This is a genomic window from Ruegeria sp. A3M17, assembly GCF_003318255.1.
Classification (GTDB): Bacteria; Pseudomonadota; Alphaproteobacteria; order Rhodobacterales; family Rhodobacteraceae; genus Ruegeria.
In genome coordinates this window covers 1-19,584 of record NZ_QOCF01000010.1, presented here as the reverse complement: position 1 = coordinate 19,584, position 19,584 = coordinate 1, and the positions used below count along the sequence as shown (strand labels likewise).

The window sequence follows — 19,584 nt, the reverse complement described above, 5'->3', positions numbered from 1 at the left end:
TCAGACCTTCTTTCCAAGATAGACGTTTCGAACGGTGGGATCTGACATGACGCGATCAACGTGATCTTCCATCAGTACCTTTCCCTGGTGGAACACCGTCACCACCTGGGCAATTGAGCGTATGAACTGCATGTCATGCTCAACGATGATGATCGCAGCGGTTTTGTTCAGCTCATGGATGATCTCTGTCATCCGCTCGACATCTTCGGCGCTCATGCCGGCCGCCGGTTCGTCCAGAAGCACCAGCCAGGGGTCCCCGACAGCGACAAGGCCGAGTTCAACGCGTTGTCGCTCGCCATGAGCCAGCCGCCCAAGATCGTCCCGTGCAATCGAGCCCAGGGCGAGACGTTCGATGATTTCCTGTGTCTTCCGATTGGCATCCTTTGGGTCGTGAAACCGCCGCGCCGCAAGCCAGATGTTTTCAAACACGCTGAGGCTGTCCATGACGTTGGGTGTTTGCGTCTTAATGCCCACGCCCAGCGAGGCGATTTGATGAGGCATCCAATGGGTGGTTTCCACCCCGCGCATGTAAACCTCGCCTTCTGTTGGTGTTTGCAACCCCGTTACGCATTTGAAGAAGGTGGATTTACCGGCGCCGTTCGGACCGATCAGGCAACGCAGCTCGCGTGCGCGGAGTTTGAAATCAACGTTGTCAGACGCGACAACACCGCCAAAGCGCATCGTCAGCCCATGAGTTTCGAGAACAGTTTCAACCATTTACTCGACCTCGGTTTCTCATGCGACGTTGCTGATGAATGCGGCCCAATGGGCGGCGGCCGAAACTCACTTTCCAGAGACCCGCCAATGCCGGAACAACGCCTTTTGGCAGGAAGAGGACGAACAGCACCAAAATCAGCCCTGTGATCAGTGTGTTATCCACCAAGCTTTGCTGGCCCAGAAGGAACTTCAAATAGGCCAGTCCGGCGGCACCAAGGACCGGGCCCAAGCGCGTACCCAGCCCGCCAACGATGCACCAGATGATAATCTCGGCCGATTGGCCAAGGGAAAACAAGCTTGGGGTTACAATTTCGGCCCAGTTCGCGAACAGCGCACCGGCCAGCCCAGCAATTGCGGCTCCGGCGGCAAACAAAACGGTCTTTCTGGCCCTAACGTCATAGCCCAAAAGGGACATGCGGGTTTCATTTTCGCGAATGCCAACGGCGATGCGGCCAAAGCTTGACCTAAGCAAAGCCGAAACAAGGAAGAACACCAGCCCAAGCAAAACGGCACAGACATAGAAATAGCTGTCTCCCCAGATGTAGTCGTCCGGACGGCCGGGGACGTTCAATGTCTGAAAACCGGGAATGCCGTTAAATCCGCCCAGTCTGGCGTTTCCAATCAAATATTGCGGTCCGGCGGTGGAGTTGATGAACTTGAATAGGATCAGTGTCACAACCAAAGTGATGACGCCAAGGTAGACATCGTTCAGTCGCCCGTAGAACATCATTGCACCAAGCAAAGCAGCGAACGCTGCCGGAACAATAACGGCAAGGATCATCGGAACCGTGCTTTCACCGATGTTGATGGCCGCTACAGCATAGGTGTAGGCCCCGAGCCCAAAAAACGCGGCTTGGCCAAAGCAGAGGATACCGCCGAAGCCCCAGATCAAGCCAAGGCTCAGCCCTAACATGCCATAGACGATCAGAACGGTCAGCGTGTAGGTGCCGATCATCAACGGCATCACCCAGATTAGGATAGCCGTGACAAGGATGATCGTTATCGCGTCTTTTGACAGGCTCCCGGGCATCTATAGCTTCCCTTTGAAAAACTTGCCGGTAATGCCTTGTGGCAGCAGGCGAAGCAGGACGACCGCTGCGACTAGCAGAGCAACTTCACCGATCACCGGCGAAATGGCGAAGGTGAATATCTGGTTCACCACGCCGAAGAACCCAGCGCTCGAGAAGAGACCTGCGATCAAGGATGGTCCGCCTGCGATCACGGTGATAAACGCCTTGGCGATGTATGCCCCACCAGATGTCGGCACGAGGCCAACCAGTGGCGCGAGCACGGCTCCGGCCAATCCAGAGAGAGCAGAACCACAAAAGAAGGTCGCCATGTAAATGCGGTCGGGACTGTAACCCAAAGCCGCAGCCATATCCGAGCGCTGCATCGCCCCTCGTGCGATCAGCCCGGCGCGCGTGGCCTTCAGGATCGAAAGCATTCCGATCAGCAACAGAATTGCGACCACGATGATGAAGAAATTATAGCCATTGATCTGATAGTTTCCGATGGCAAAGCCTGGGATCGGCGTCGAGATCCCGGTCGTTGTATTGCCAAAGATCATGGTGGCGAGACCAATGAAGAACAGGCTCAGCCCCCAGGTCGCCAACATCGTATCGACCAACCGTCCGTAAAGATGACGGATAACCAGCCGTTCGACCACAAGCCCGATCAGACCGACCACAAGGGGCGCAATGATCAGCATAGCCACAAAAATGTTCACACCAAGGTTTACGGCGGTGATGGTCGCGTACCCGCCCATCATCATGAATTCGCCATGGGCGAGGTTGATCACTTTCATCATGCCGAAAACAACCGCAAGCCCGGCGCTGATCAGGATCAGCGAGGCGACCGCGTAGAGCATTTCGACAAGAATGACGACGGTTAAGTCCATGAGAAGGTGTTTCCGTTGGAAGGATAAGGTAGCGCGGCAATTGGCGTGCGAGGCGACATTGCCGCCCCGACGAAATCTGAGGGAGATCAGATTTCGATTTCGTACTGCGTGTTGTCATCCGGGTTGGCGGAAAGATCGCACACAGCCTGAGTATCGATTGGCTGGCGCTGTGGCAGCGTTTCGATCACCTTCATGCCCTGGTCTTCGATTTCCATGATGTGAACATCCAGCACTGCGTGGTGGGTTTTTGGATCGACCGTGATCTTGCCCGCCGGTCCATCGATCGACAGCCCAGATTCCAGAGCCGCAATCAACGCATCGCGGTCCATCGACCCTGCCTGACGCACGGCTTCAGCCCAGGTCATTACACCCTGATAGTTCGATACGGCGATCTCATGGATCAGGTTGCTGTCACCGTAGGCATCTGCCCACTTTTCTTTGAAGGCGTTATTTGCGGGTGTATCAAGCTCCTGGCTGTAGTTGTAGGCAACCATGATCCCGTTGCCTTCCTCCGGCGTCAGAACCTTGTGCTCGTTGCCTACGCCTAAAGTGGTCGAGGCCAGTGGAATGCGGTCTTTCATACCAGCGGCTGCCCACTGTCGGAAGAACGACAGATGCGCGCCGCCCACAAGCGGGGCAATCACGAGATCGGGACCAACAGACTGAATTTTCGCGATGGTAGAACCAAAATCGCTGACATCCAGCGGGAAGAAGTCGACACCCACCGTCTCACCGCCATTGTCGGCCACGAATTTCTGAATCCAGCGTGCGGTGATCTGACCATAGTTATAGTCGGCGGCCAGAATATAGACCTTCTTGCCGGACTTCCCCATGGCGTATGGAACAAGCGCCTCAACCTGCTGGGCTGGTGTTACCCCGTTAATAAAGATGTTCCGGTCACAAACACCGCCTTCGTAAAGCACATTGTAGAAGTAAGGCGTTCTTGTTTTGCGCATTGTCTGGCGGATTGCTTCTCGCGAGGCCGACAGAATGCCACCATGTACGACATCCACCTGGTCCTGGCGGGTCAATTGCTGGCCATATTGTGAATACAGCGCCATGTCGGACTGGGTGTCATAAGCCACGACTTCGACCTGTTTGCCCAGTAGTCCACCAGCGGCGTTGATCTCGTCCACGGCCAGACGTGCGGCCATGTCCATCGGCTTGCCATAAGCATCAAAAATGCCGGAAGTATCCAAAATCGAGCCCAGCTTGATCGTGTCTGCGGCCATCACTGCGCGTGGCAACATTGAAGCCCCTGCAAGGGCTGCGGTGCTGGCGAAGAATTTACGGCGGTTCAGTGACATTTCAGTTTCCTCCCTAATGTCAGTCCTGTTGGAGTTGGACGGTGTTTCCCGTCACTTGTCGTTTTTGGGTTTGTCTTTGATCCGATTGGCGTAGTCAGCGGTCCGGCCTGCCAGGTTGGCATCAAAGTCCAACCCGATTTCCTCGCCCATCTGTTTCATCGCAGGCAGGCGCACGGCCATGCCTAAGATCTGATCCATGGCCGCGCCAAACGCGCCATCGACCCCTTCTCCCGCGCCAGAACCATTCCCGCTGCCCGCGCCAGAGATCTGGTTGATCTTGATCGAGTCGATCTTCTCAACCGGTTTCATCATCTGCGTCATGATTTCCGGCAAACGGTCGAGTTTGCGCTCTTCTAGGCGCATCCGGATCACTGCTTCTCCAAGTGTGTTTTCAGCCTGGTTTAGAGCAATACGACCAGCGGCTTCGGCCTCCATGCGCGCGCGTTCCGCTTCGCTGGCTCTGGTTTTTGCGGCGGCATCTGCCTTGGCCTTCTCAAGCAGCGTTTCGACATCGCTCTTGACCTTGGCACTTTCGAGTTCAAGCTCTTTTTCCTGTTTCAGGCGGGCGATTTCGCGTTCCCGCTCGGCGATGGCCCGTTCTTTCTGGGCCTGAACATTTTCCGCCGCCAGAATCACCTTGGCCCGCGCTTCTTCTTCCTCGGCGCGCGCTTCGGCCTCGGCAGTACGCTTTCGGGCAATCAGAATATCGTTCTCGATCTTTTCTTCTTCGAGGGTGCGAATGGCCGCCATTTCGGCCTTGCGTAGGGCCTCGTCGCTTTCCACCTGAGTCGCCTTCACCCGCTTTTCGTTTTCGATCCGGGTGGTTTCGCTGGCAAGTTTGGCCTCATCGCACGCTCTGTCTTCTCGAGATTTGGCGTCGGCTTCAAGTTTGGCCAAGTGCTCCTGTTGTGCGATCTCAGCTTCACGTTCTGCGCGTTGCAACTCAAGCTGCCGCTGGTGCTGGGCCAGATGACTTTCGCGAACGGCAACCTCGGCCTCGGTTTCTATGCGAACACGTTCCTTGCGCTGATCCGCGACCAGTTCTGCCAACTGACGCATACCTTGTGCGTTGAAGGCGTTGTTCTCGTTCCACTGGCTCAGGTCGCTTTGATCAACGGCAATCAGCGAGGTTGAAACCAGGGTCAGCCCTAGTTTCGCCGCCTGAGTTTCGATTGCGTCGGACACATCCTTGGAAAAGCCCGAGCGATCCAGATGAATCTCCTCCAGCGTCCGGGCCGCCGCAGCGCGCTGAATGGCATCCACAAGCGAACCCGCGAATACGTCCTTGATGGTATCGCCACCACGCGCGATCCGGGACCCAAGCGCTTGCGCGGCCGTTGCGATTCCTTCGTCGGTTGGTGCCACCCGCAGTTCAAATTCGAACTGCACATCGGCCCGCATCTTGTCCCTTGTCAGAACGGCTTCGCGACCTTGGCGGCTGATGTGGAACGTCAGCGCCCCCATCGTTACTTTTTGAACCTGATGTAGGATGGGAAGGGACAGACAGCCGCCGTCGGTAACAACGCGACGCCCGCCGAACCCGGTTCTTACCATCGCGGTGTCCAGGGTCGCTTTCGCATAGTATCTTTGCAGAAACCAGATACCGATCAGCGCGACAACAACCAGCAGAACCAGCGTGATGACCCAAGCCAAGGCAATTCTCCCCATTTGATCAATCGGCAGACCTGTGGCCTGCGATCCGTTCGTTCGCTAAAGCGTGGGAGATTTTACTTTCCATTTCAAGTAATTTATTTGAAATGGAAATGAAAATTAGTAACTATCTGTTTTATAACTCTTTAATTACTTCAAGCTTCAGGCCGTCCGCGCGTGCAAGGTAGATAGGGGCCCGATCACTCTTGTTGACAGACGACTGTTTACGCCCACTTCGATAGATCACGGGCAGGGCATCCGAAACACTGTGCCTGCGCCAGACCGTCGCGTGCCGCTGCATCAGCCCGGCCAGGAAATGAACCCCTTCATAGGTGGATTGTCCCAATGTGTTCAAAACCGGTGCCTGATCCCCATGCACCCGATAATATTTTTCCTTGAATGCCGCATTCGCCTCGGTCGGAAGCCCGCCAAAATAAGATGATGCTGCAAACATCCGTTTGCTGTTGTTTGCCCCGCATCCAAGTAGACCGTTTTCGTCAAGAGCGCAGGACAGCCGGATCATCCGGTCGTGTAGTTTTGCACTGCCAAACGCCCGATTGAACGCCACAGCATCCTGACCAATCAGAGAGATCAGGACCGCTTCCGCCCCTGACCTGGAAATCTCTTCCACGAAGGGTTTCATGTTCTTCAGGCCGAAGGGAAGGTATCTTTCATACGCCAAACCAACTGACATCTCCTGAAGTTTGGCCTTGGCATAGGTGTGCGACGTTCTGGGCCAGACATAGTCGTTGCCAATCAAGGCCCAGCTTCGGGGTCGATATTCGCGCTGCAGGTGCTCCATCGACGGACCAAGTTGTTCCTGGGGCGTTTCCCCGATGGCAAACAATCCATCCGTCTGTTCCCCACCTTCATAAAGTGGGGTGTAGATATAAGGAACGCGCTGACGCACAATCTTGCTGAGCCGATGCCGGACCGAACTGAGATGCATCCCGACAATTGCGTCAATCGACTCGGTTTCGATCAGATCGTTCACGGTCTCTTCGATCGAAATACTCGCCTCCATCGCCGCGTCTATCATGATCAGCTGCACCTTGCGGCCATCGATGCCATTGGTCCGGTTCAACTCCTCGACTGCGACCTGGGCGCTTGAAATACAAGAGGGGGCCCAAAGCCCCGCAGCACCACAAAGGGGGATAAGCAGGGCAATCCGGTACGTTCCCTTGCCGCGCAGCACCGGATCATCGCGCAGTTCCTCAAGTTCAGTTGGTACAGCCAAAAGCGTCGTCAAATCGGCCTTGCCCTTTCCAGACGTGTCGGGACCGCTACATACCAATTGATTTTACTTTCCAAGTCAAATAATTTCAGGCTGTCAACAACAGGTACTCCGATGCAAACGAGCGCGAATTCAATTCAGGACTATCTTTCTTATGCTCTGGCTGCGGCACATCGAAAGATGACTTCATCGTTGACCGCACGTCTAAAGCGGCACGGAATCCAGATCGAAGCATGGCGCATTCTTGAAACACTGGAGTCGGGCCAACGTTTGACGATGGGACAACTCGCTGAAGTCGTTTTGATGAATCCACCGACGCTGACCAAATTGGTGGATCGGATGGTTTCAGATGGTTTGGTGCACCGGCAGGTGGCGCAGGCAGATCAACGACAAATCAATGTCCTTCCTACGGCGCTTGGCAAAAAACGTATGCTACAAATCCGTCAGGAAGTGCAAGAACAAGATACGGAATACCAATCCCTACTCGGAAAGGAAGAAGCAGATAAACTCATCAAGCTGTTGCGCGACGTGATCCAATAGCGCCGTTGTCACAAAGCCAATTCCAGACGGCATAACTGTATTTTGTATAGATTTCGTAGGCCGATTTTTTTGAGAAAGTAGCCTCTTACCGAAGCAACACAAAAGGCAGCTTTGTTCCGCTTCTCCATGGCCGGTTTCGATTGCAGCGAAAGTACGGTTTGAAATTCGCGCCTCAGACTGGCATTGAATGACCGGTCTAGCGACATAGGCTGCATCGCAGCGATGAGCGTGCCGCACCTGCAATAGAACGCTGCGTCAGCAATCACTTGGAAGGGCAATGGCAGCAAAGTCCGCAACCCGGTCATAGCGGTGATTTCGACGAACGTCCGGTGCTGGTAGAAGCTGCCGTTGAAATTGCGACCCGTTAATAGGTCCAGAGCCTAGACCACGCTGGCGCGGTCCATTCAATGGGAGTACCCTTGTCTTCAACAATTTTTGCTGCATCCCCACCAATTACTTGTTTTGCAAGCTCTTCTCTAATCGCACAAATAAGAAATATGTCTGCGCCAGCCCTCCGAAACTCTTCGTTTAAGTCCCGAACGATGCGGATTAGGGACTCGGATATTTGGACATCCTTCACGTGTTTTTCGGCGTTCTCATAAACGAACTCGAATTCGTCAACAAAGATGTATATCGGCTTCTGTAGTTTTGTTTCTGAAAGCAATGTGACCGAACTTTGATAGAATTGTTCTGTTGACATACTTTCTTCAAAAGTGCCTTCGATTTCGATATTTGGAGACTTGCTAATATTCAGTGAAAACCGCTCTAAAGCTGGTGATTTAGCTAGTAACGTTTTGACGAAGCTCTTTTTATTCGGAGCTACTTGTTCCTTAATAAAGGTGAGAAATTTCTTTGAATTTTGCCGCTCTCTTTCAAATAGAACATTTGCAATGATAATGGAGAAGAATGTTCTCCAGTAGTCATCTGGGTTGTTGAGGTGCTGCGGGTCATCAACAGCGAGGCCATTCTGGGAGTTGTCACTTCTTACTGTGTCCGAAAAGTAGACAAATTGTGTGTACGCACGATTTCTCAGAATGATTTCCAAGTGCCTAATATATGCGGATTTTCCTGACCCCTTGATCCCATAAACGAAACACTTCTTGCCAGAGAAGAAGTCGGAATCTTCTGTTCCAAACGGCTGAATAAACACCCTCTGAAAAGTTTTTTCGTCTTCGTGCCCCTCGGTGTATGCATGGCGGGCGTCTTTGGTTCCAAAATCTATATCCGAAATATTCATTCTATTCTTTTCTTTCATACAGGCCTTGAGAGTGTATGAGAAGTTCATATGCGTCCTCCTAGTTGAGTGCAACCTGCCCGATGTGTGGTTGGGGACCTATTGATGATGCGTTCGCATAGTTTCCCTATTGTGCAACAGAAGGCGTGAAGTCGGCCTCGAACCGACTCACTGTGACCCACCTCACAGCCCCAACCGCGCCTTCCTGCTACTCTTGACCCCACGGAAACTCGGCAGGAGGCGTAGATGTCCACATCCATGATCCCCATCATCGCCCTCGGGTCGGCGGGTCTCTATTCCGTTGCCATGATCGCGATGAAGTTCTGGTGGAAGCTCCCCGGCGTGGGCCTCGGCCTGCTGATCGTTGCGACCCTGCTGGCCGGGGCGACGCTGGAGCTTGCCGCGCTGCGCGAGGAACGGCTGGGCATCATCTATACCGGCATTCTGGGGGCCGAGGTCATCCTGATCGCCATCGCCTCGTTCTTTCTGTTCGGCGAGAACTTCTCACACCGTGAGGCGTTTGGCATTGGCCTCGTCATCCTCGGCACCGCGCTGGCCTGGGCCTGAGCGAAACCGCCCCTAACGCCACCTAAACCCTTCATGAACAATCTTTTAGAAAACTTGTAAGCCTCTCCGGCTGTCCCAATCTATTCACCAGGCCAGCAACGGCCCGGACAAACTCGGAGGAGAAACCATGACCAGATATATGACTGCCGGAGCAGCCGCTCTGGCCACAAGCCTCAGCCTTGCCACGGCCTCGATGGCCGAGACCACACCCGATCTGCGTGGTGCCTGGACGGGCACCTATACCAAGGTCTCGCCGTCTCGGGTGGCCACCGGAGAAGCGCCGCGCTTTCATCAGGGAGAGTGGTTGCTGGATATCCAGCAGCAACAGGAAAACCTGTTCTGGGGGCCCAGCATGTGGCGGCCGAATACCGGCACAGATTGGCGCGTGTTTGACGCCACCGGCACCATCAGTCTGGATGGTTCGGGCACCATCGGAATCGTCGAAAGCTCGGCCGATCCGCAGGTGGGTGTGAATGCGCTGGTAGATGCGCGCTATCAGGACGGCAAGATTTATGCGGATTTCCGTAGCCTGCGTCGCGGGACAACGTACAGCGTTGTACTCGAGCGTCAGGTGAACTGAAGCGTTTCCGGCCCGATTGGCTGTAGGGGGTACTGGCTGCACAATGTGGCGGTGCGTAATAGGTAATCCCGGTCGGGTCGGAACGCTTCTCATAAACGGACACAGCGTCCTCTCAGGGGGGGACGGGTCGGGCGGCATCTTGGCTGCAAGTGACAGGGTTCTAAACACACGGTGCCGGATTGCGGCGTTCCCCGGCATCGGTGGTTTAGGGTCTCGCGAACCTTCAGCGCGGTGTTGCTCGTGGTCTGAGGGCCGTCCGGCCCCGGTTTCCCGGATCATCTCCGGCCAGGACAAGGCAAACGCGGACACGCCTGATTCGATGCTCTGAGGCTGTGAATACCCGTAGTTGGCAGCGAATTGGCCTTTGCAGGTGCAGAAAGTCAAGAAAACCGGGTCATTTCGTCGAATTCAGCGTTTTCCATCGCCAAGACCGCACGGCGTTTCGATTTCCGGAGTTATCCACAATTTTCTCCCGGCGGATATCAACACTTTATCCCCGTCTAAATCTCATGCTGCAGTGCTATTTTCTTGTCGGAACATGACCCGGATGTAACAGTTCTATTACCGCAACGGTTCTTAGGAACCAGGGTGGGACGCAAAGACTAAAGGGGGTTGAGGCAATAAAGGCAAGTCTTAGGATTAGCTTTTATATGCAGAGGCTTACCGGTGGATGGTCAGCTGAATTGGGTGTCAGACCCGGGTCAGATGATCAGACTCTCAGAAGGTCGATGCGTGCTGCTAAGCATCTTAGGGTGCCGAGCAGCAGCCGTGGCCTGTAACAGGGTCGGGGCAACTGGATCGGGGCGTCCCTCGGGCGCATCGACCCGGCAAGGCGTCAGGAGTATCCGCAAGGGTACATGCATGGACCGCGTCTGCGCACCTGACGCCTTTTCCTTTTCTCTGGTTTCAACAGGCTGCCACTCTGCCCCTTGCAAAACGGGAACGGGGTTCTTGTGGATGCACAAGAACCCCGAAGTGTCAGATATGCAATGCCGCGTCTATGCACCTGTGCCAAGGAGTTTACCTTGGTTGGCTGCGATCTTCAACCATATCTTGTATGTGGAAGTTGCGCCTTCGCAACATCCTGAATCGCGTCAGATATTCTGCTGAACGTCTGTTGCGGCTTCCTGGATGGCATCGCCTGCTTTTTCGATATCCTTGCCTGCACCCTTGGTCGTCTCGCACGCTGCAAGGGTAAACATTGCCAGCCCTACTAGAATTGCTCGGATCATCAGTATCTCCATTTGATTTTCTATACATGGCGTAGCAGCTTTTATTTGCTGGAACCAGTATTTTACGGCGCTTGCAAGGGGCGTGGAAACACGATGCCGCAGACCAAATTGACCGCACGGATTGCGAAGGCGGGGTGTGGCCGCACCGACGTCAAATTGTTCTGGTCGAAGTGACTGGAACAACGCGTCAGGCGCGGTGGAAAAAAACGAAATCAGTCCTTCTGGTCGCCGCAGAACAGCTCATACACCACTTCCAGCATACGGCGCGGTCTGTCGTCAGCAAGACGGTAGTAAATAGCCTTGCCTTCGCGTCGCGGAATCACAAGGCCTTCAAGACGAAGGCGGGACAGCTGCTGCGAGACAGCCGCCTGCCGTGCAGATAGAAGATCCTCAAGCTCGGTCACGGATTTTTCGCCAGAGACCAAATGGCAAAGGATCATCAATCGGCCTTCGTGACTGATCGCCTTGAGGAAATTCGATGCGCGGGTCGCATTTCCCGCCATCCGGTCGAAATCGTCAGACGTCATATTCTGTGAAATCTGAGGCAATGCCATTGGTGCTTTTCCTTTTGGGCCCTGGTGTGGGGGCACTTTTGTGAGTGGTTCGCTAAAGCGGTTCGCATTGCTACACGTTCTGTGCATGAATTTCCATATGCATGGATCAAAATGACGTGATGTGAAAAGGGGAACTTGTAAACAAGCGCGTCAAACCGGGCATTGACCGCTGCCGCTTCTGTGCGTTCGACATCAGACCGTCCACCTATTGTGGGAGGTTGGAGTGCGATCTGTTGCGCCCCCCTTGCAGCCCCCCCGTGGCGACACTAAGACTCGGGTAACGTTTCTTCGGGTAATGTCCCGATCCATAGCAAAACAGGCAGGTTCTTATGTTCGATCCCGTTGACACCTATATGAATACGCTCGTTCCCATGGTCGTCGAGCAGACCAGCCGCGGCGAACGCGCGTACGACATTTTCTCGCGCCTGCTGAAAGAGCGGATCATTTTCATCAACGGTCCGATCCACGACGGGATGAGCCATCTGATCGTGGCGCAGTTGCTGCACCTTGAGGCGGAAAACCCGAACAAGGAAATCTCGATGTACATCAACTCGCCCGGTGGCGTGGTGACCAGCGGTTTGTCGATTTACGATACAATGCAGTATATCAAGCCGAAATGTTCCACTTTGGTGATCGGTCAGGCGGCCTCGATGGGGTCGGTTTTGCTGGCCGGGGGCGAGAAGGGAATGCGTTTCTCGCTGCCCAACAGCCGGATCATGGTGCACCAGCCCAGCGGTGGCTATCAGGGCCAGGCCAGCGACATCATGATTCACGCGGCCGAGACGCAAAAGCTGAAGGATCGCCTTTATGACATATACGTGCGTCATACCGGCCAGACCAAAAAGGCGGTTGAAAAAGCGCTGGACCGTGACAATTTCATGAGCCCGGAAGAGGCGAAAGACTGGGGCCACATCGACGAAATCGTCGAAAATCGCGCCAAAATGGACGGCGACGAGGCCTAAGAATATCTCCCCACGTCCTGGGCGTGGGGACCATTTTTGAGATTGTAGCCGCCCCGGTGGTGGCCTAAGCTGCACCAACATGTGGCATGCGCGGTTCGACATGGACCGCAGGGACGAAGCCCGAAAGGTAGAACATGGCGACGAATTCAGGCGGTGACGGCAAAAACACGCTCTACTGCAGCTTCTGCGGCAAGAGCCAGCATGAGGTGCGCAAGCTGATTGCCGGCCCGACCGTTTTCATCTGCGATGAATGCGTCGAGCTGTGTATGGACATCATCCGCGAAGAGACGAAGGCCAGTGGCCTGAAATCCAGCGATGGCGTTCCGACACCCAAAGACATTTGTGAGGTGCTGGACGACTACGTAATCGGTCAGGCCACAGCCAAGCGGGTTCTGTCGGTTGCGGTGCACAACCACTACAAACGTCTGAACCACGCCCAAAAGGCTGGCAGCGATATTGAGCTGGCCAAGTCCAACATCCTGCTGATCGGCCCGACCGGCTGCGGTAAGACACTGCTGGCGCAGACGCTGGCGCGTATTCTGGATGTTCCGTTCACAATGGCGGACGCAACCACGCTGACCGAAGCCGGGTATGTGGGTGAGGATGTTGAAAACATCATCCTCAAGCTGCTCCAGTCCAGCGAATACAATGTCGAACGTGCGCAGCGAGGCATCGTCTATATCGATGAGGTCGACAAGATCACGCGCAAATCCGAAAACCCGTCCATCACGCGCGATGTGTCGGGTGAAGGTGTGCAGCAGGCGCTGCTTAAGCTGATGGAAGGCACCGTGGCCAGTGTACCGCCGCAGGGCGGGCGCAAGCATCCGCAGCAGGAATTCCTGCAAGTGGACACTACGAACATCCTATTCATCTGCGGTGGTGCTTTTGCAGGTCTGGATAAGATCATCGCACAGCGCGGCAAAGGCTCGGCCATGGGCTTTGGCGCGGACGTGCGGGACAATGATGAACGCGGTGTAGGTGAGATTTTCAAGGATCTCGAGCCCGAGGATCTGCTGCGGTTCGGTCTGATTCCGGAATTCGTCGGACGTCTGCCGGTTCTGGCAACGCTGGAAGATCTGGACGAAGATGCACTGGTCACCATCCTGACCAAACCCAAGAATGCTCTGGTTAAGCAGTACCAGCGCCTGTTCGAACTGGAAGATGCCGAGCTGGCCTTTACTGATGATGCGCTGAAGTCGATCGCCAAGAAGGCCATCGAACGCAAGACCGGCGCGCGCGGGTTGCGCTCGATTTTGGAAGATATCCTTCTGGACACCATGTTCGAACTTCCGGGTATGAAGAACGTAACCGAAGTGGTGGTCAATGAGGAGGCTGTGTCGTCTGACAAGCAGCCCCTGATCATCTACGCGGATGCCGCGGAATCAGCTTCGGCAGGGTAAATCCAAATCAGAGTTACGGACACGGCGCGGCACAGACCGCGCCGTTTTCTTATGAGGGTCACATGGCATTCAAACGCATTTCTTTCGGTGGAGAATTCGAGGCCAAGGTTGGCTATTGCCGGGCAACCGTCGCAGGCGGATGGATCCATGTTGCAGGAACTGTCGGGCAGGGCGACGATGTCGTCGAACAGTGCCGTTCGGCCCTGGACACAATTGGCAAAGCTCTGGCCGAGGCCGGGGCCTCTTTTGCGGATGTTGTTCGGGTGACCTACATGTTGCCGGATCGAGCAGAATTCGAACCGTGCTGGCCTGTTCTTAGTGCGGCGTTCGGGGATAACCCCCCGGCGGCGACGATGATCGAATGCGGATTGATCGATCCGAAATACCGGATCGAGATCGAGGCGACTGCCTTTCTGTCGGAATAGACGGTGCGGTCCTTGTGACACTGGACCTTAGCGCGCCTTTGGTCCATATCTGCAGGTACAGAAATGCCGGAGGCAGCTGATGGGAATCCTGAACAGTCTTTTGCGGGCCGTGACCTGGTGGAACGGATCCACATTGAATACGCAGATTTACACGTCGCGTAAGGGTATCAAGGTCGGTGAAGACGACGAAGGCAACGTGTTTTATCACAATGCTGACGACAGCAGACGTTGGGTGATTTTCAATGGTGAGGCTGAGGCGAGCCGGGTTGATCCGGACTGGCATGGCTGGCTGCACCGCACCTGGGATGAGCCGCCGACGGATAAACCGCTCAATCACAAACCCTGGGAAAAACCGCATCAGGAAAACCTGACAGGCTCTGCTTTGGCTTATGCGCCAGCAGGTTCTTTGCGCCGCCCGGACCCGGTCGAGCGTAAGGACTATGAGGCCTGGAGCCCGGAATAACACGAGGCGAGCAATGTCGAGCTATAATGCAACCGAAGTTCTGGTCGGTGGGGCCGTTCTGGCCTGTGCCATCGCCTTTGGCGTTTACGCCAGTCAGTCCACGGGGCTGTCCCAAAGCAGTGGCGGATACGAACTGGGAGCTTCTTTTCGGTCCCTGGAAGGGGTGGGCGTCGGCACTGACGTGCGCCTTGCAGGTGTCAAGATTGGCACTGTAACCGGTGTTGACCTGAATCCCGAAACCTATCGCGCCGACACCACCTTTTCGATCTCTGATGGAATTCTGGTGCCGGATGACAGTGCGATTATCATCTCCTCCGAAGGGCTGTTGGGCGGCAACTTTGTCGAGGTTATGCCCGGTGGTTCGCCGTTCTATTTCGAAGCGGGCGATCAAGTCGAAGATACGCAAGGTGCCGTCAGTCTGATTTCCTTGCTGGTCAAGTTTGTCGCAGGGGACGGAAGCAAATGAAGCGGTTTGCCCTGATTGCTGCGTTGCTGGCCGCAACGGGGGCCACGGCCCAGCAAAAAGCCCAATCCGGTCCCGGCGCAATGTTGCGTGGTCTGGACAAGGTCAGCGGTCAGACCGTCGATGTTGAATTGCGGAATGGTCAGACGCAGCCGGTTTTTGGGTTGGATGTCGCCTTGGGTGATTGTCGCTATCCAGCGGACAACCCGACCGGTGATGCGTTTGCCTACCTGACAATCTGGGAAAAAGGCAGGACAGATCAACTGTTTGACGGTTGGATGATTGCCACGTCGCCCGCATTGAACGCGCTGGACCATGCGCGTTATGACGTCTGGGTGATGCGCTGTATCACTGCGTCGGGTGACTGAGGCACTGCTGCCACGAAATCCGCACTGGCATTGATCGCCTCTTCAAGCGTGTTCCGATATTGCGTGCGCGGAATCTCGATCGCCCCCAGAGACGCCAAATGAGCGGTTAGAAACTGGGTGTCAAACAGGCGAAATCCGGTTTGGCGAAGGCGGTCCACAAGAAAGGCCAGTGCGATTTTCGAGGCATCCTTTCGGCGGGAAAACATGCTTTCTCCGAAAAACGCCGCACCCAGCGTAACGCCATAAACGCCGCCGACTAGTGCGTCCTCATCCCAGACCTCCAGCGAATGGGCCCGGCCCGCGAGGTGGAGTTGTTGATAAAGGTGGCGCAATTCTGCATTGATCCAGGTGTCTGCCCGATCAGCGCAGCCATCGACCACTCCGGGAAAATCGCTGTTGATGCTGATGGAATAACCGGACTTTCGAATGCGGCGTGCAAGGCTGCGTGAGATATGAAAGCCATCTAACGGAAAAACGCCACGAAACTTGGGATCGACCCAGAACAGTTCCGGGTCATCGCGGTGCTCGGCCATCGGGAAAATTCCGATGGAATAGCCGTGTAGCAAAAGTTCCGGGGTCAGGCTCATGCGCGATACCCGGGGACCAGAGCGCAAGTGCCCTCTGGTCCCGTGGTTTTATTGGGCCATATTCGTCGCAAGCCAGTGTTCCAGCCAGTGAATGTTGTACTCACCGTTGTGGATTTCCGGCTCTTGCAGCAACGCATGGAACAGCGGCACGGTTGTATCGATACCGTCCACGATCAGTTCGCCCAATGCGCGATCTAGTCGTGCCAGCGCCTCGGCCCGGTCGCGGCCATGTACGATCAGCTTGGCAATCAGCGAGTCGTAGTATGGTGGAATCGAATACCCATCATACAGCGCCGAATCCATCCGCACACCCAGACCACCGGGGGCATGAAAGGCCGAGATCCTGCCCGGGCAGGGCGAAAAGTTCGGCAACTTTTCGGCATTGATCCGGACCTCGATGGCGTGACCGTTGATCACAAGATCGTCTTGACCAAACGACATCGGCTCGCCAGCTGCGACGAGGATTTGTTCGCGCACCAGATCGACGCCAAAGATGCCCTCGGTCACCGGGTGTTCTACCTGCAGGCGGGTGTTCATCTCGATGAAGTAGAACTCGCCGTTCTCATACAAGAACTCGATGGTTCCGGCGCCGATATAGTTGATCTTGGCCACGGCGTCCGAGCAGACTTTACCAATCTTGGCGCGCTCTTCCGGGGTGATGCTGGGGCCGGGTGCCTCTTCAAACACCTTCTGGTGGCGGCGCTGCAGCGAGCAGTCGCGTTCGCCCAGATGCACAGCCTTGCCCTTGCCGTCACCAAAGACCTGGATCTCGATATGGCGGGGTGTGGTCAGGTATTTCTCGATATAGACCTCATCATTGCCAAAGGCGGCTTTGCCCTCGGCGCGCGCGGTCATAAATGCGCTTTCCATCTCATCCGCGCTCATCGCGACTTTCATGCCGCGACCGCCGCCACCGGCGGTGGCTTTGATGATGACGGGATAACCAAATTCCTCGCCGATTTTCTTGGCCGTCTCCAAATCGGGCACGCCGCCGTCGGAACCCGGAACGCAAGGTACACCCAGCGCCTTCATCGTGTCCTTGGCGGTGATCTTGTCGCCCATGACGCGAATGTGCTCGGCGGTGGGGCCGATAAAGGTGATGCCGTGATCTTCGACGATCTGCACGAACTCGGCATTCTCGGACAGGAAGCCATAGCCGGGATGGATCGCCTGTGCACCCGTGATTTCACAAGCCGAGATGATCGCGGGCACCGACAAGTAGCTTTGCGGGCTGGGCGGAGGGCCGATGCAGACCGATTCGTCCGCCATGCGCACATGCATCGCGTCGCTATCGGCGGTGGAGTGGACGGCGACCGTCTTTATCCCCATCTCGCGGGCAGCGCGGATGACCCGCAGGGCGATTTCGCCTCGGTTGGCAATCAGGATCTTGTCGAACATGGGACCGCCTTACTCAACGATGACCAGAGGGGTGCCGAATTCCACCGCATCACCGTCACCGACCAGAATGCGTTTGATGGTTCCGGATTTGGGCGCGTGAATGTGGTTCATGGTTTTCATCGCTTCGACGATCAGCAGCGTGTCGCCTTCAGACACCGATGCGCCGACGCTGATGAAGGAAGGTGCGCCCGGTTCGGGCTGCATATAAACGGTTCCAACCATGGGCGAGGTGACAGCGCCCGGGTGGCTGGCCGGATCTTCCTGAGCTTCGACAGGCGCAGCGGCGGCTGCCACGGGTGCTGGTGCCGCTGAGGGTACGGCCATCTGAACAGGGGCGGGCGCGACCTGCGACATACGGCTGACGCGGACATTCAAACTGTCGTCGTCACCATATTCGCGCATGACTTCCAGTTCGGTCAGGTCGTTGTCGCGCAGCAGTTCGGCCAGTGCCTTGATGAATGCCACATCCGCTTCGTGTTTGGTATCTGTCATGAGTGTCCTCGACGGTTCCCCTTTGGCCCGTCTGTTCTCGCGGGCTTTGGTCTGATTACGCAGCGTTATAAGCTATGCGCACGGTCATGAAAAGCGCAGTCTCGGCATGTCAGATGGGGGTTTTGCCCAATATTTCGAGGGGGAAACGGATTAGAGGGGCATGCCTGAGAGTTTTGCCACAAGTTCTGGTAGTTTGCGTGCGCCGAACTTCTCTAGCAAACGGGCGCGGTAAGCCTCGATCGTGCGATAACTCAGCCCCAGCTCGACGCCGATTTCCTTGGCGGACAGACCGCGGCAGGACATGATCGCAACTTCGCGTTCGCGGGTTGTCAGTTCGACCAGCGGGCGGTCTTCTGAGATGTCGGAAAAGCTCCAGATGCCATGGCGAAACGGGTCGTCCGGTGTCAGGGATCGTCCGCGTGCACGGCACCAGAACAAGTCCCCGTCGCGTCGGCGCATGACCCGTTCGTCCGTGTAATATCCCGTATCCTGCATCGCTTTCAGGCCGCGCTGTCCGATCCTCTCCCAATCCGCGACCGAGGGGTAGAGGTCCAGCAGAGGCATATTGCGATACTCTGCCTCTTCGCCACCGAAGGTGCGGGCGAATTGCAGATTGCAGCGTCGGATGATGCGGTTTTCCAACTCGACCAATCCGATGGGGGCATATTCGAAAGCTGGATCGCTCATCCGGCTATCGTGCAAGGAATTCGGGAAAATTAGAAGAGGGTGGATGCAGATTTGGCAGATTGGGCACCGATTGCTGGGGTGGAAGATACGGGCCATCCGTAATCACAGTTGTGAATGCTGTAAACGGACTATGAAAATTGGCCTTTAAGCTATAGAAATTTAATAGGAGTTTTGAAAATACTGGATCAAGTTGGGTGATGGAACATGCGCGACACGCTGACGGGTAGCCGCATTCGCGAGCGACGCCAAATCTCAGGTTTGCGGCAGGCCGAACTTGCGCGGCAGGTTGGGATCTCGGCGTCTTATTTGAATCTGATCGAACACAACCGCCGCCGGATCGGGGGCAAGTTGTTGGTGGATATCGCCAATGCGCTGTCTGTTGAGCCTTCGCTGCTGACCCAAGGGATTGAGGCTACTCTGATTTCCGCGCTGCGCGAGGCTGCTGCAGATGCGGTTGGACAACAGGCCGAAGTGGACGCGCTGGAAGAGTTCGCAGGCCGGTTTCCCGGATGGGCCGGAGTTCTGGCGCAGATGCATCGCCGGGTCGTCTCGCTTGAGCGCACAGTTGAAACCCTGTCCGACCGACTGACGCATGATCCACATCTTGCCGCGTCGATGCACGAGGTGCTGTCAACGGCCGCCGCGATTCGATCAACGGCCGCGATTCTGGCCGACCCGCAGGAAATCGAGCCCGAGTGGCGCGATCGGTTCCACCGCAACCTGCACCAGGATGCCGAACGGCTGGCCGACAGTTCAAAGTCTCTGGTGGCATATCTGGATGATTCTGACGCGGCCGACGATCGTCGCGGTGTGCCCTCAGAGGATGC

General features: G+C 55.8%; 23 protein-coding genes. 10 read left to right on the top strand and 13 right to left on the bottom strand.

All coding sequences use genetic code 11. The features are described from left to right. The 6 genes from DS906_RS06045 to DS906_RS06020 all read right to left on the bottom strand — a co-directional run bounded on the left by DS906_RS06045 (position 1) and on the right by DS906_RS06020 (position 6,820). A complete protein-coding gene (locus DS906_RS06045; RefSeq protein WP_113789326.1) occupies positions 1 to 717 on the bottom strand; it encodes an ABC transporter ATP-binding protein in 717 nt (238 codons plus the stop codon). Continuing rightward, on the bottom strand, positions 710 to 1,747 hold the full coding sequence (locus tag DS906_RS06040; protein WP_113789325.1) for a branched-chain amino acid ABC transporter permease: 1,038 nt from the start codon (positions 1,745 to 1,747) through the stop codon (positions 710 to 712). Before DS906_RS06040 ends, DS906_RS06045 begins: the two co-directional genes overlap by 8 nt. Further along, positions 1,748 to 2,614 (bottom strand): branched-chain amino acid ABC transporter permease, encoded by an 867-nt coding sequence (locus DS906_RS06035; RefSeq protein WP_113789324.1) that lies wholly within the window; start codon positions 2,612 to 2,614, stop codon positions 1,748 to 1,750. It lies immediately after the preceding gene. 86 nt (positions 2,615 to 2,700) lie between these two features. Then, on the bottom strand, positions 2,701 to 3,921 hold the full coding sequence (locus tag DS906_RS06030) for an ABC transporter substrate-binding protein (RefSeq protein ID WP_113789323.1): 1,221 nt from the start codon (positions 3,919 to 3,921) through the stop codon (positions 2,701 to 2,703). A 51-nt stretch (positions 3,922 to 3,972) separates the two neighbouring features. Beyond that, on the bottom strand, positions 3,973 to 5,589 hold the full coding sequence (locus DS906_RS06025) for a flotillin family protein (protein ID WP_113789322.1): 1,617 nt from the start codon (positions 5,587 to 5,589) through the stop codon (positions 3,973 to 3,975). Positions 5,590 to 5,707: 118 nt separating this feature from the next. Beyond that, positions 5,708 to 6,820 carry a substrate-binding domain-containing protein gene (locus tag DS906_RS06020; protein ID WP_233494700.1) on the bottom strand — a complete coding sequence of 371 codons (1,113 nt, stop codon included), beginning with the start codon at positions 6,818 to 6,820 and terminating at the stop codon, positions 5,708 to 5,710. Positions 6,821 to 6,865: 45 nt separating this feature from the next. Between DS906_RS06020 and DS906_RS06015 the strand changes: the two genes are divergently transcribed. Further along, positions 6,866 to 7,345 carry a MarR family winged helix-turn-helix transcriptional regulator gene (locus DS906_RS06015; protein ID WP_233494699.1) on the top strand — a complete coding sequence of 160 codons (480 nt, stop codon included), beginning with the start codon at positions 6,866 to 6,868 and terminating at the stop codon, positions 7,343 to 7,345. Between the two features lie 364 nt (positions 7,346 to 7,709). Here the strand turns inward: DS906_RS06015 and DS906_RS06005 are convergent, their stop codons facing one another. Continuing rightward, a complete protein-coding gene (locus tag DS906_RS06005) occupies positions 7,710 to 8,630 on the bottom strand; it encodes a P-loop ATPase, Sll1717 family (protein WP_113789319.1) in 921 nt (306 codons plus the stop codon). Between the two features lie 195 nt (positions 8,631 to 8,825). On the opposite strand from DS906_RS06005, the gene DS906_RS06000 reads away from it, so the two are divergent. Next, positions 8,826 to 9,146 carry a hypothetical protein gene (locus tag DS906_RS06000; RefSeq protein WP_113789318.1) on the top strand — a complete coding sequence of 107 codons (321 nt, stop codon included), beginning with the start codon at positions 8,826 to 8,828 and terminating at the stop codon, positions 9,144 to 9,146. Between the two features lie 127 nt (positions 9,147 to 9,273). Beyond that, entirely contained in the window at positions 9,274 to 9,726 is a 453-nt protein-coding gene (locus DS906_RS05995) for a hypothetical protein (protein ID WP_233494698.1), read from the top strand. 1,094 nt (positions 9,727 to 10,820) lie between these two features. Here the strand turns inward: DS906_RS05995 and DS906_RS05990 are convergent. Together DS906_RS05990 and DS906_RS05985 are read right to left on the bottom strand one after the other, a co-directional pair. Continuing rightward, positions 10,821 to 10,958: an entericidin A/B family lipoprotein gene (locus DS906_RS05990; protein WP_199528492.1), complete on the bottom strand. Its 138-nt coding sequence runs from the start codon at positions 10,956 to 10,958 to the stop codon at positions 10,821 to 10,823. A gap of 212 nt (positions 10,959 to 11,170) precedes the next feature. Next, a complete protein-coding gene (locus DS906_RS05985) occupies positions 11,171 to 11,512 on the bottom strand; it encodes a helix-turn-helix transcriptional regulator (protein ID WP_108861784.1) in 342 nt (113 codons plus the stop codon). Between the two features lie 329 nt (positions 11,513 to 11,841). On the opposite strand from DS906_RS05985, the gene DS906_RS05980 reads away from it, so the two are divergent. From DS906_RS05980 to DS906_RS05955, 6 genes are all read left to right on the top strand, one after another. Then, the gene (locus tag DS906_RS05980) at positions 11,842 to 12,474 is read left to right on the top strand and encodes an ATP-dependent Clp protease proteolytic subunit (protein ID WP_113789317.1); all 633 of its coding nucleotides are present in this window, start codon (positions 11,842 to 11,844) and stop codon (positions 12,472 to 12,474) included. 134 nt (positions 12,475 to 12,608) lie between these two features. Next, the gene (clpX, locus tag DS906_RS05975) at positions 12,609 to 13,874 is read left to right on the top strand and encodes an ATP-dependent Clp protease ATP-binding subunit ClpX (RefSeq protein WP_058272201.1); all 1,266 of its coding nucleotides are present in this window, start codon (positions 12,609 to 12,611) and stop codon (positions 13,872 to 13,874) included. Between the two features lie 62 nt (positions 13,875 to 13,936). Next, a complete protein-coding gene (locus tag DS906_RS05970) occupies positions 13,937 to 14,299 on the top strand; it encodes a RidA family protein (protein ID WP_113789316.1) in 363 nt (120 codons plus the stop codon). A 79-nt stretch (positions 14,300 to 14,378) separates the two neighbouring features. Beyond that, positions 14,379 to 14,762 carry an NADH:ubiquinone oxidoreductase subunit NDUFA12 gene (locus tag DS906_RS05965; protein WP_113789315.1) on the top strand — a complete coding sequence of 128 codons (384 nt, stop codon included), beginning with the start codon at positions 14,379 to 14,381 and terminating at the stop codon, positions 14,760 to 14,762. Positions 14,763 to 14,775: 13 nt separating this feature from the next. After that, positions 14,776 to 15,228: an outer membrane lipid asymmetry maintenance protein MlaD gene (gene mlaD, locus DS906_RS05960; RefSeq protein WP_113789314.1), complete on the top strand. Its 453-nt coding sequence runs from the start codon at positions 14,776 to 14,778 to the stop codon at positions 15,226 to 15,228. Next, the gene (locus DS906_RS05955) at positions 15,225 to 15,593 is read left to right on the top strand and encodes a DUF2155 domain-containing protein (RefSeq protein WP_113789313.1); all 369 of its coding nucleotides are present in this window, start codon (positions 15,225 to 15,227) and stop codon (positions 15,591 to 15,593) included. The genes mlaD and DS906_RS05955 overlap by 4 nt, the downstream gene beginning before the upstream one ends. Here the strand turns inward: DS906_RS05955 and aat are convergent. From aat to DS906_RS05935, 4 genes are all read right to left on the bottom strand, one after another. Continuing rightward, positions 15,548 to 16,180: a leucyl/phenylalanyl-tRNA--protein transferase gene (gene aat, locus DS906_RS05950; protein WP_113789312.1), complete on the bottom strand. Its 633-nt coding sequence runs from the start codon at positions 16,178 to 16,180 to the stop codon at positions 15,548 to 15,550. The genes DS906_RS05955 and aat overlap by 46 nt on opposite strands. Before the next feature lie 48 nt (positions 16,181 to 16,228). Then, the gene (gene accC / locus DS906_RS05945; protein WP_113789311.1) at positions 16,229 to 17,578 is read right to left on the bottom strand and encodes an acetyl-CoA carboxylase biotin carboxylase subunit; all 1,350 of its coding nucleotides are present in this window, start codon (positions 17,576 to 17,578) and stop codon (positions 16,229 to 16,231) included. 9 nt (positions 17,579 to 17,587) lie between these two features. Beyond that, on the bottom strand, positions 17,588 to 18,070 hold the full coding sequence (accB, locus tag DS906_RS05940; protein ID WP_113789310.1) for an acetyl-CoA carboxylase biotin carboxyl carrier protein: 483 nt from the start codon (positions 18,068 to 18,070) through the stop codon (positions 17,588 to 17,590). Between the two features lie 150 nt (positions 18,071 to 18,220). Further along, entirely contained in the window at positions 18,221 to 18,757 is a 537-nt protein-coding gene (locus tag DS906_RS05935; RefSeq protein WP_113789309.1) for a LuxR C-terminal-related transcriptional regulator, read from the bottom strand. A gap of 204 nt (positions 18,758 to 18,961) precedes the next feature. Between DS906_RS05935 and DS906_RS05930 the strand changes: the two genes are divergently transcribed. Continuing rightward, positions 18,962 to 19,584: helix-turn-helix domain-containing protein (locus DS906_RS05930; RefSeq protein WP_147235184.1), on the top strand; the 623-nt coding region annotated here is incomplete at its 3' end.

Excerpts from the sequence above, each read along its gene's own strand:
- DS906_RS05955 (WP_113789313.1), top strand. The coding sequence starts at position 15,225 with ATGAAGCGGTTTGCCCTGATTGCTGCGTTGCTGGCCGCAACGGGGGCC.
- DS906_RS06040 (WP_113789325.1), bottom strand. The coding sequence starts at position 1,747 with ATGCCCGGGAGCCTGTCAAAAGACGCGATAACGATCATCCTTGTCACG.
- DS906_RS06005 (WP_113789319.1), bottom strand. The coding sequence starts at position 8,630 with ATGAACTTCTCATACACTCTCAAGGCCTGTATGAAAGAAAAGAATAGA.
- DS906_RS05980 (WP_113789317.1), top strand. The coding sequence starts at position 11,842 with ATGTTCGATCCCGTTGACACCTATATGAATACGCTCGTTCCCATGGTC.
- mlaD (WP_113789314.1), top strand. The coding sequence starts at position 14,776 with ATGTCGAGCTATAATGCAACCGAAGTTCTGGTCGGTGGGGCCGTTCTG.
- DS906_RS05995 (WP_233494698.1), top strand. The coding sequence starts at position 9,274 with ATGACCAGATATATGACTGCCGGAGCAGCCGCTCTGGCCACAAGCCTC.
- DS906_RS05965 (WP_113789315.1), top strand. The coding sequence starts at position 14,379 with ATGGGAATCCTGAACAGTCTTTTGCGGGCCGTGACCTGGTGGAACGGA.
- DS906_RS05990 (WP_199528492.1), bottom strand. The coding sequence starts at position 10,958 with ATGATCCGAGCAATTCTAGTAGGGCTGGCAATGTTTACCCTTGCAGCG.
- DS906_RS05970 (WP_113789316.1), top strand. The coding sequence starts at position 13,937 with ATGGCATTCAAACGCATTTCTTTCGGTGGAGAATTCGAGGCCAAGGTT.
- clpX (WP_058272201.1), top strand. The coding sequence starts at position 12,609 with ATGGCGACGAATTCAGGCGGTGACGGCAAAAACACGCTCTACTGCAGC.
- DS906_RS06030 (WP_113789323.1), bottom strand. The coding sequence starts at position 3,921 with ATGTCACTGAACCGCCGTAAATTCTTCGCCAGCACCGCAGCCCTTGCA.
- DS906_RS06000 (WP_113789318.1), top strand. The coding sequence starts at position 8,826 with ATGTCCACATCCATGATCCCCATCATCGCCCTCGGGTCGGCGGGTCTC.
- DS906_RS06025 (WP_113789322.1), bottom strand. The coding sequence starts at position 5,589 with ATGGGGAGAATTGCCTTGGCTTGGGTCATCACGCTGGTTCTGCTGGTT.
- DS906_RS05935 (WP_113789309.1), bottom strand. The coding sequence starts at position 18,757 with ATGAGCGATCCAGCTTTCGAATATGCCCCCATCGGATTGGTCGAGTTG.
- accB (WP_113789310.1), bottom strand. The coding sequence starts at position 18,070 with ATGACAGATACCAAACACGAAGCGGATGTGGCATTCATCAAGGCACTG.
- DS906_RS06045 (WP_113789326.1), bottom strand. The coding sequence starts at position 717 with ATGGTTGAAACTGTTCTCGAAACTCATGGGCTGACGATGCGCTTTGGC.
- accC (WP_113789311.1), bottom strand. The coding sequence starts at position 17,578 with ATGTTCGACAAGATCCTGATTGCCAACCGAGGCGAAATCGCCCTGCGG.
- DS906_RS06035 (WP_113789324.1), bottom strand. The coding sequence starts at position 2,614 with ATGGACTTAACCGTCGTCATTCTTGTCGAAATGCTCTACGCGGTCGCC.
- DS906_RS05985 (WP_108861784.1), bottom strand. The coding sequence starts at position 11,512 with ATGGCATTGCCTCAGATTTCACAGAATATGACGTCTGACGATTTCGAC.
- aat (WP_113789312.1), bottom strand. The coding sequence starts at position 16,180 with ATGAGCCTGACCCCGGAACTTTTGCTACACGGCTATTCCATCGGAATT.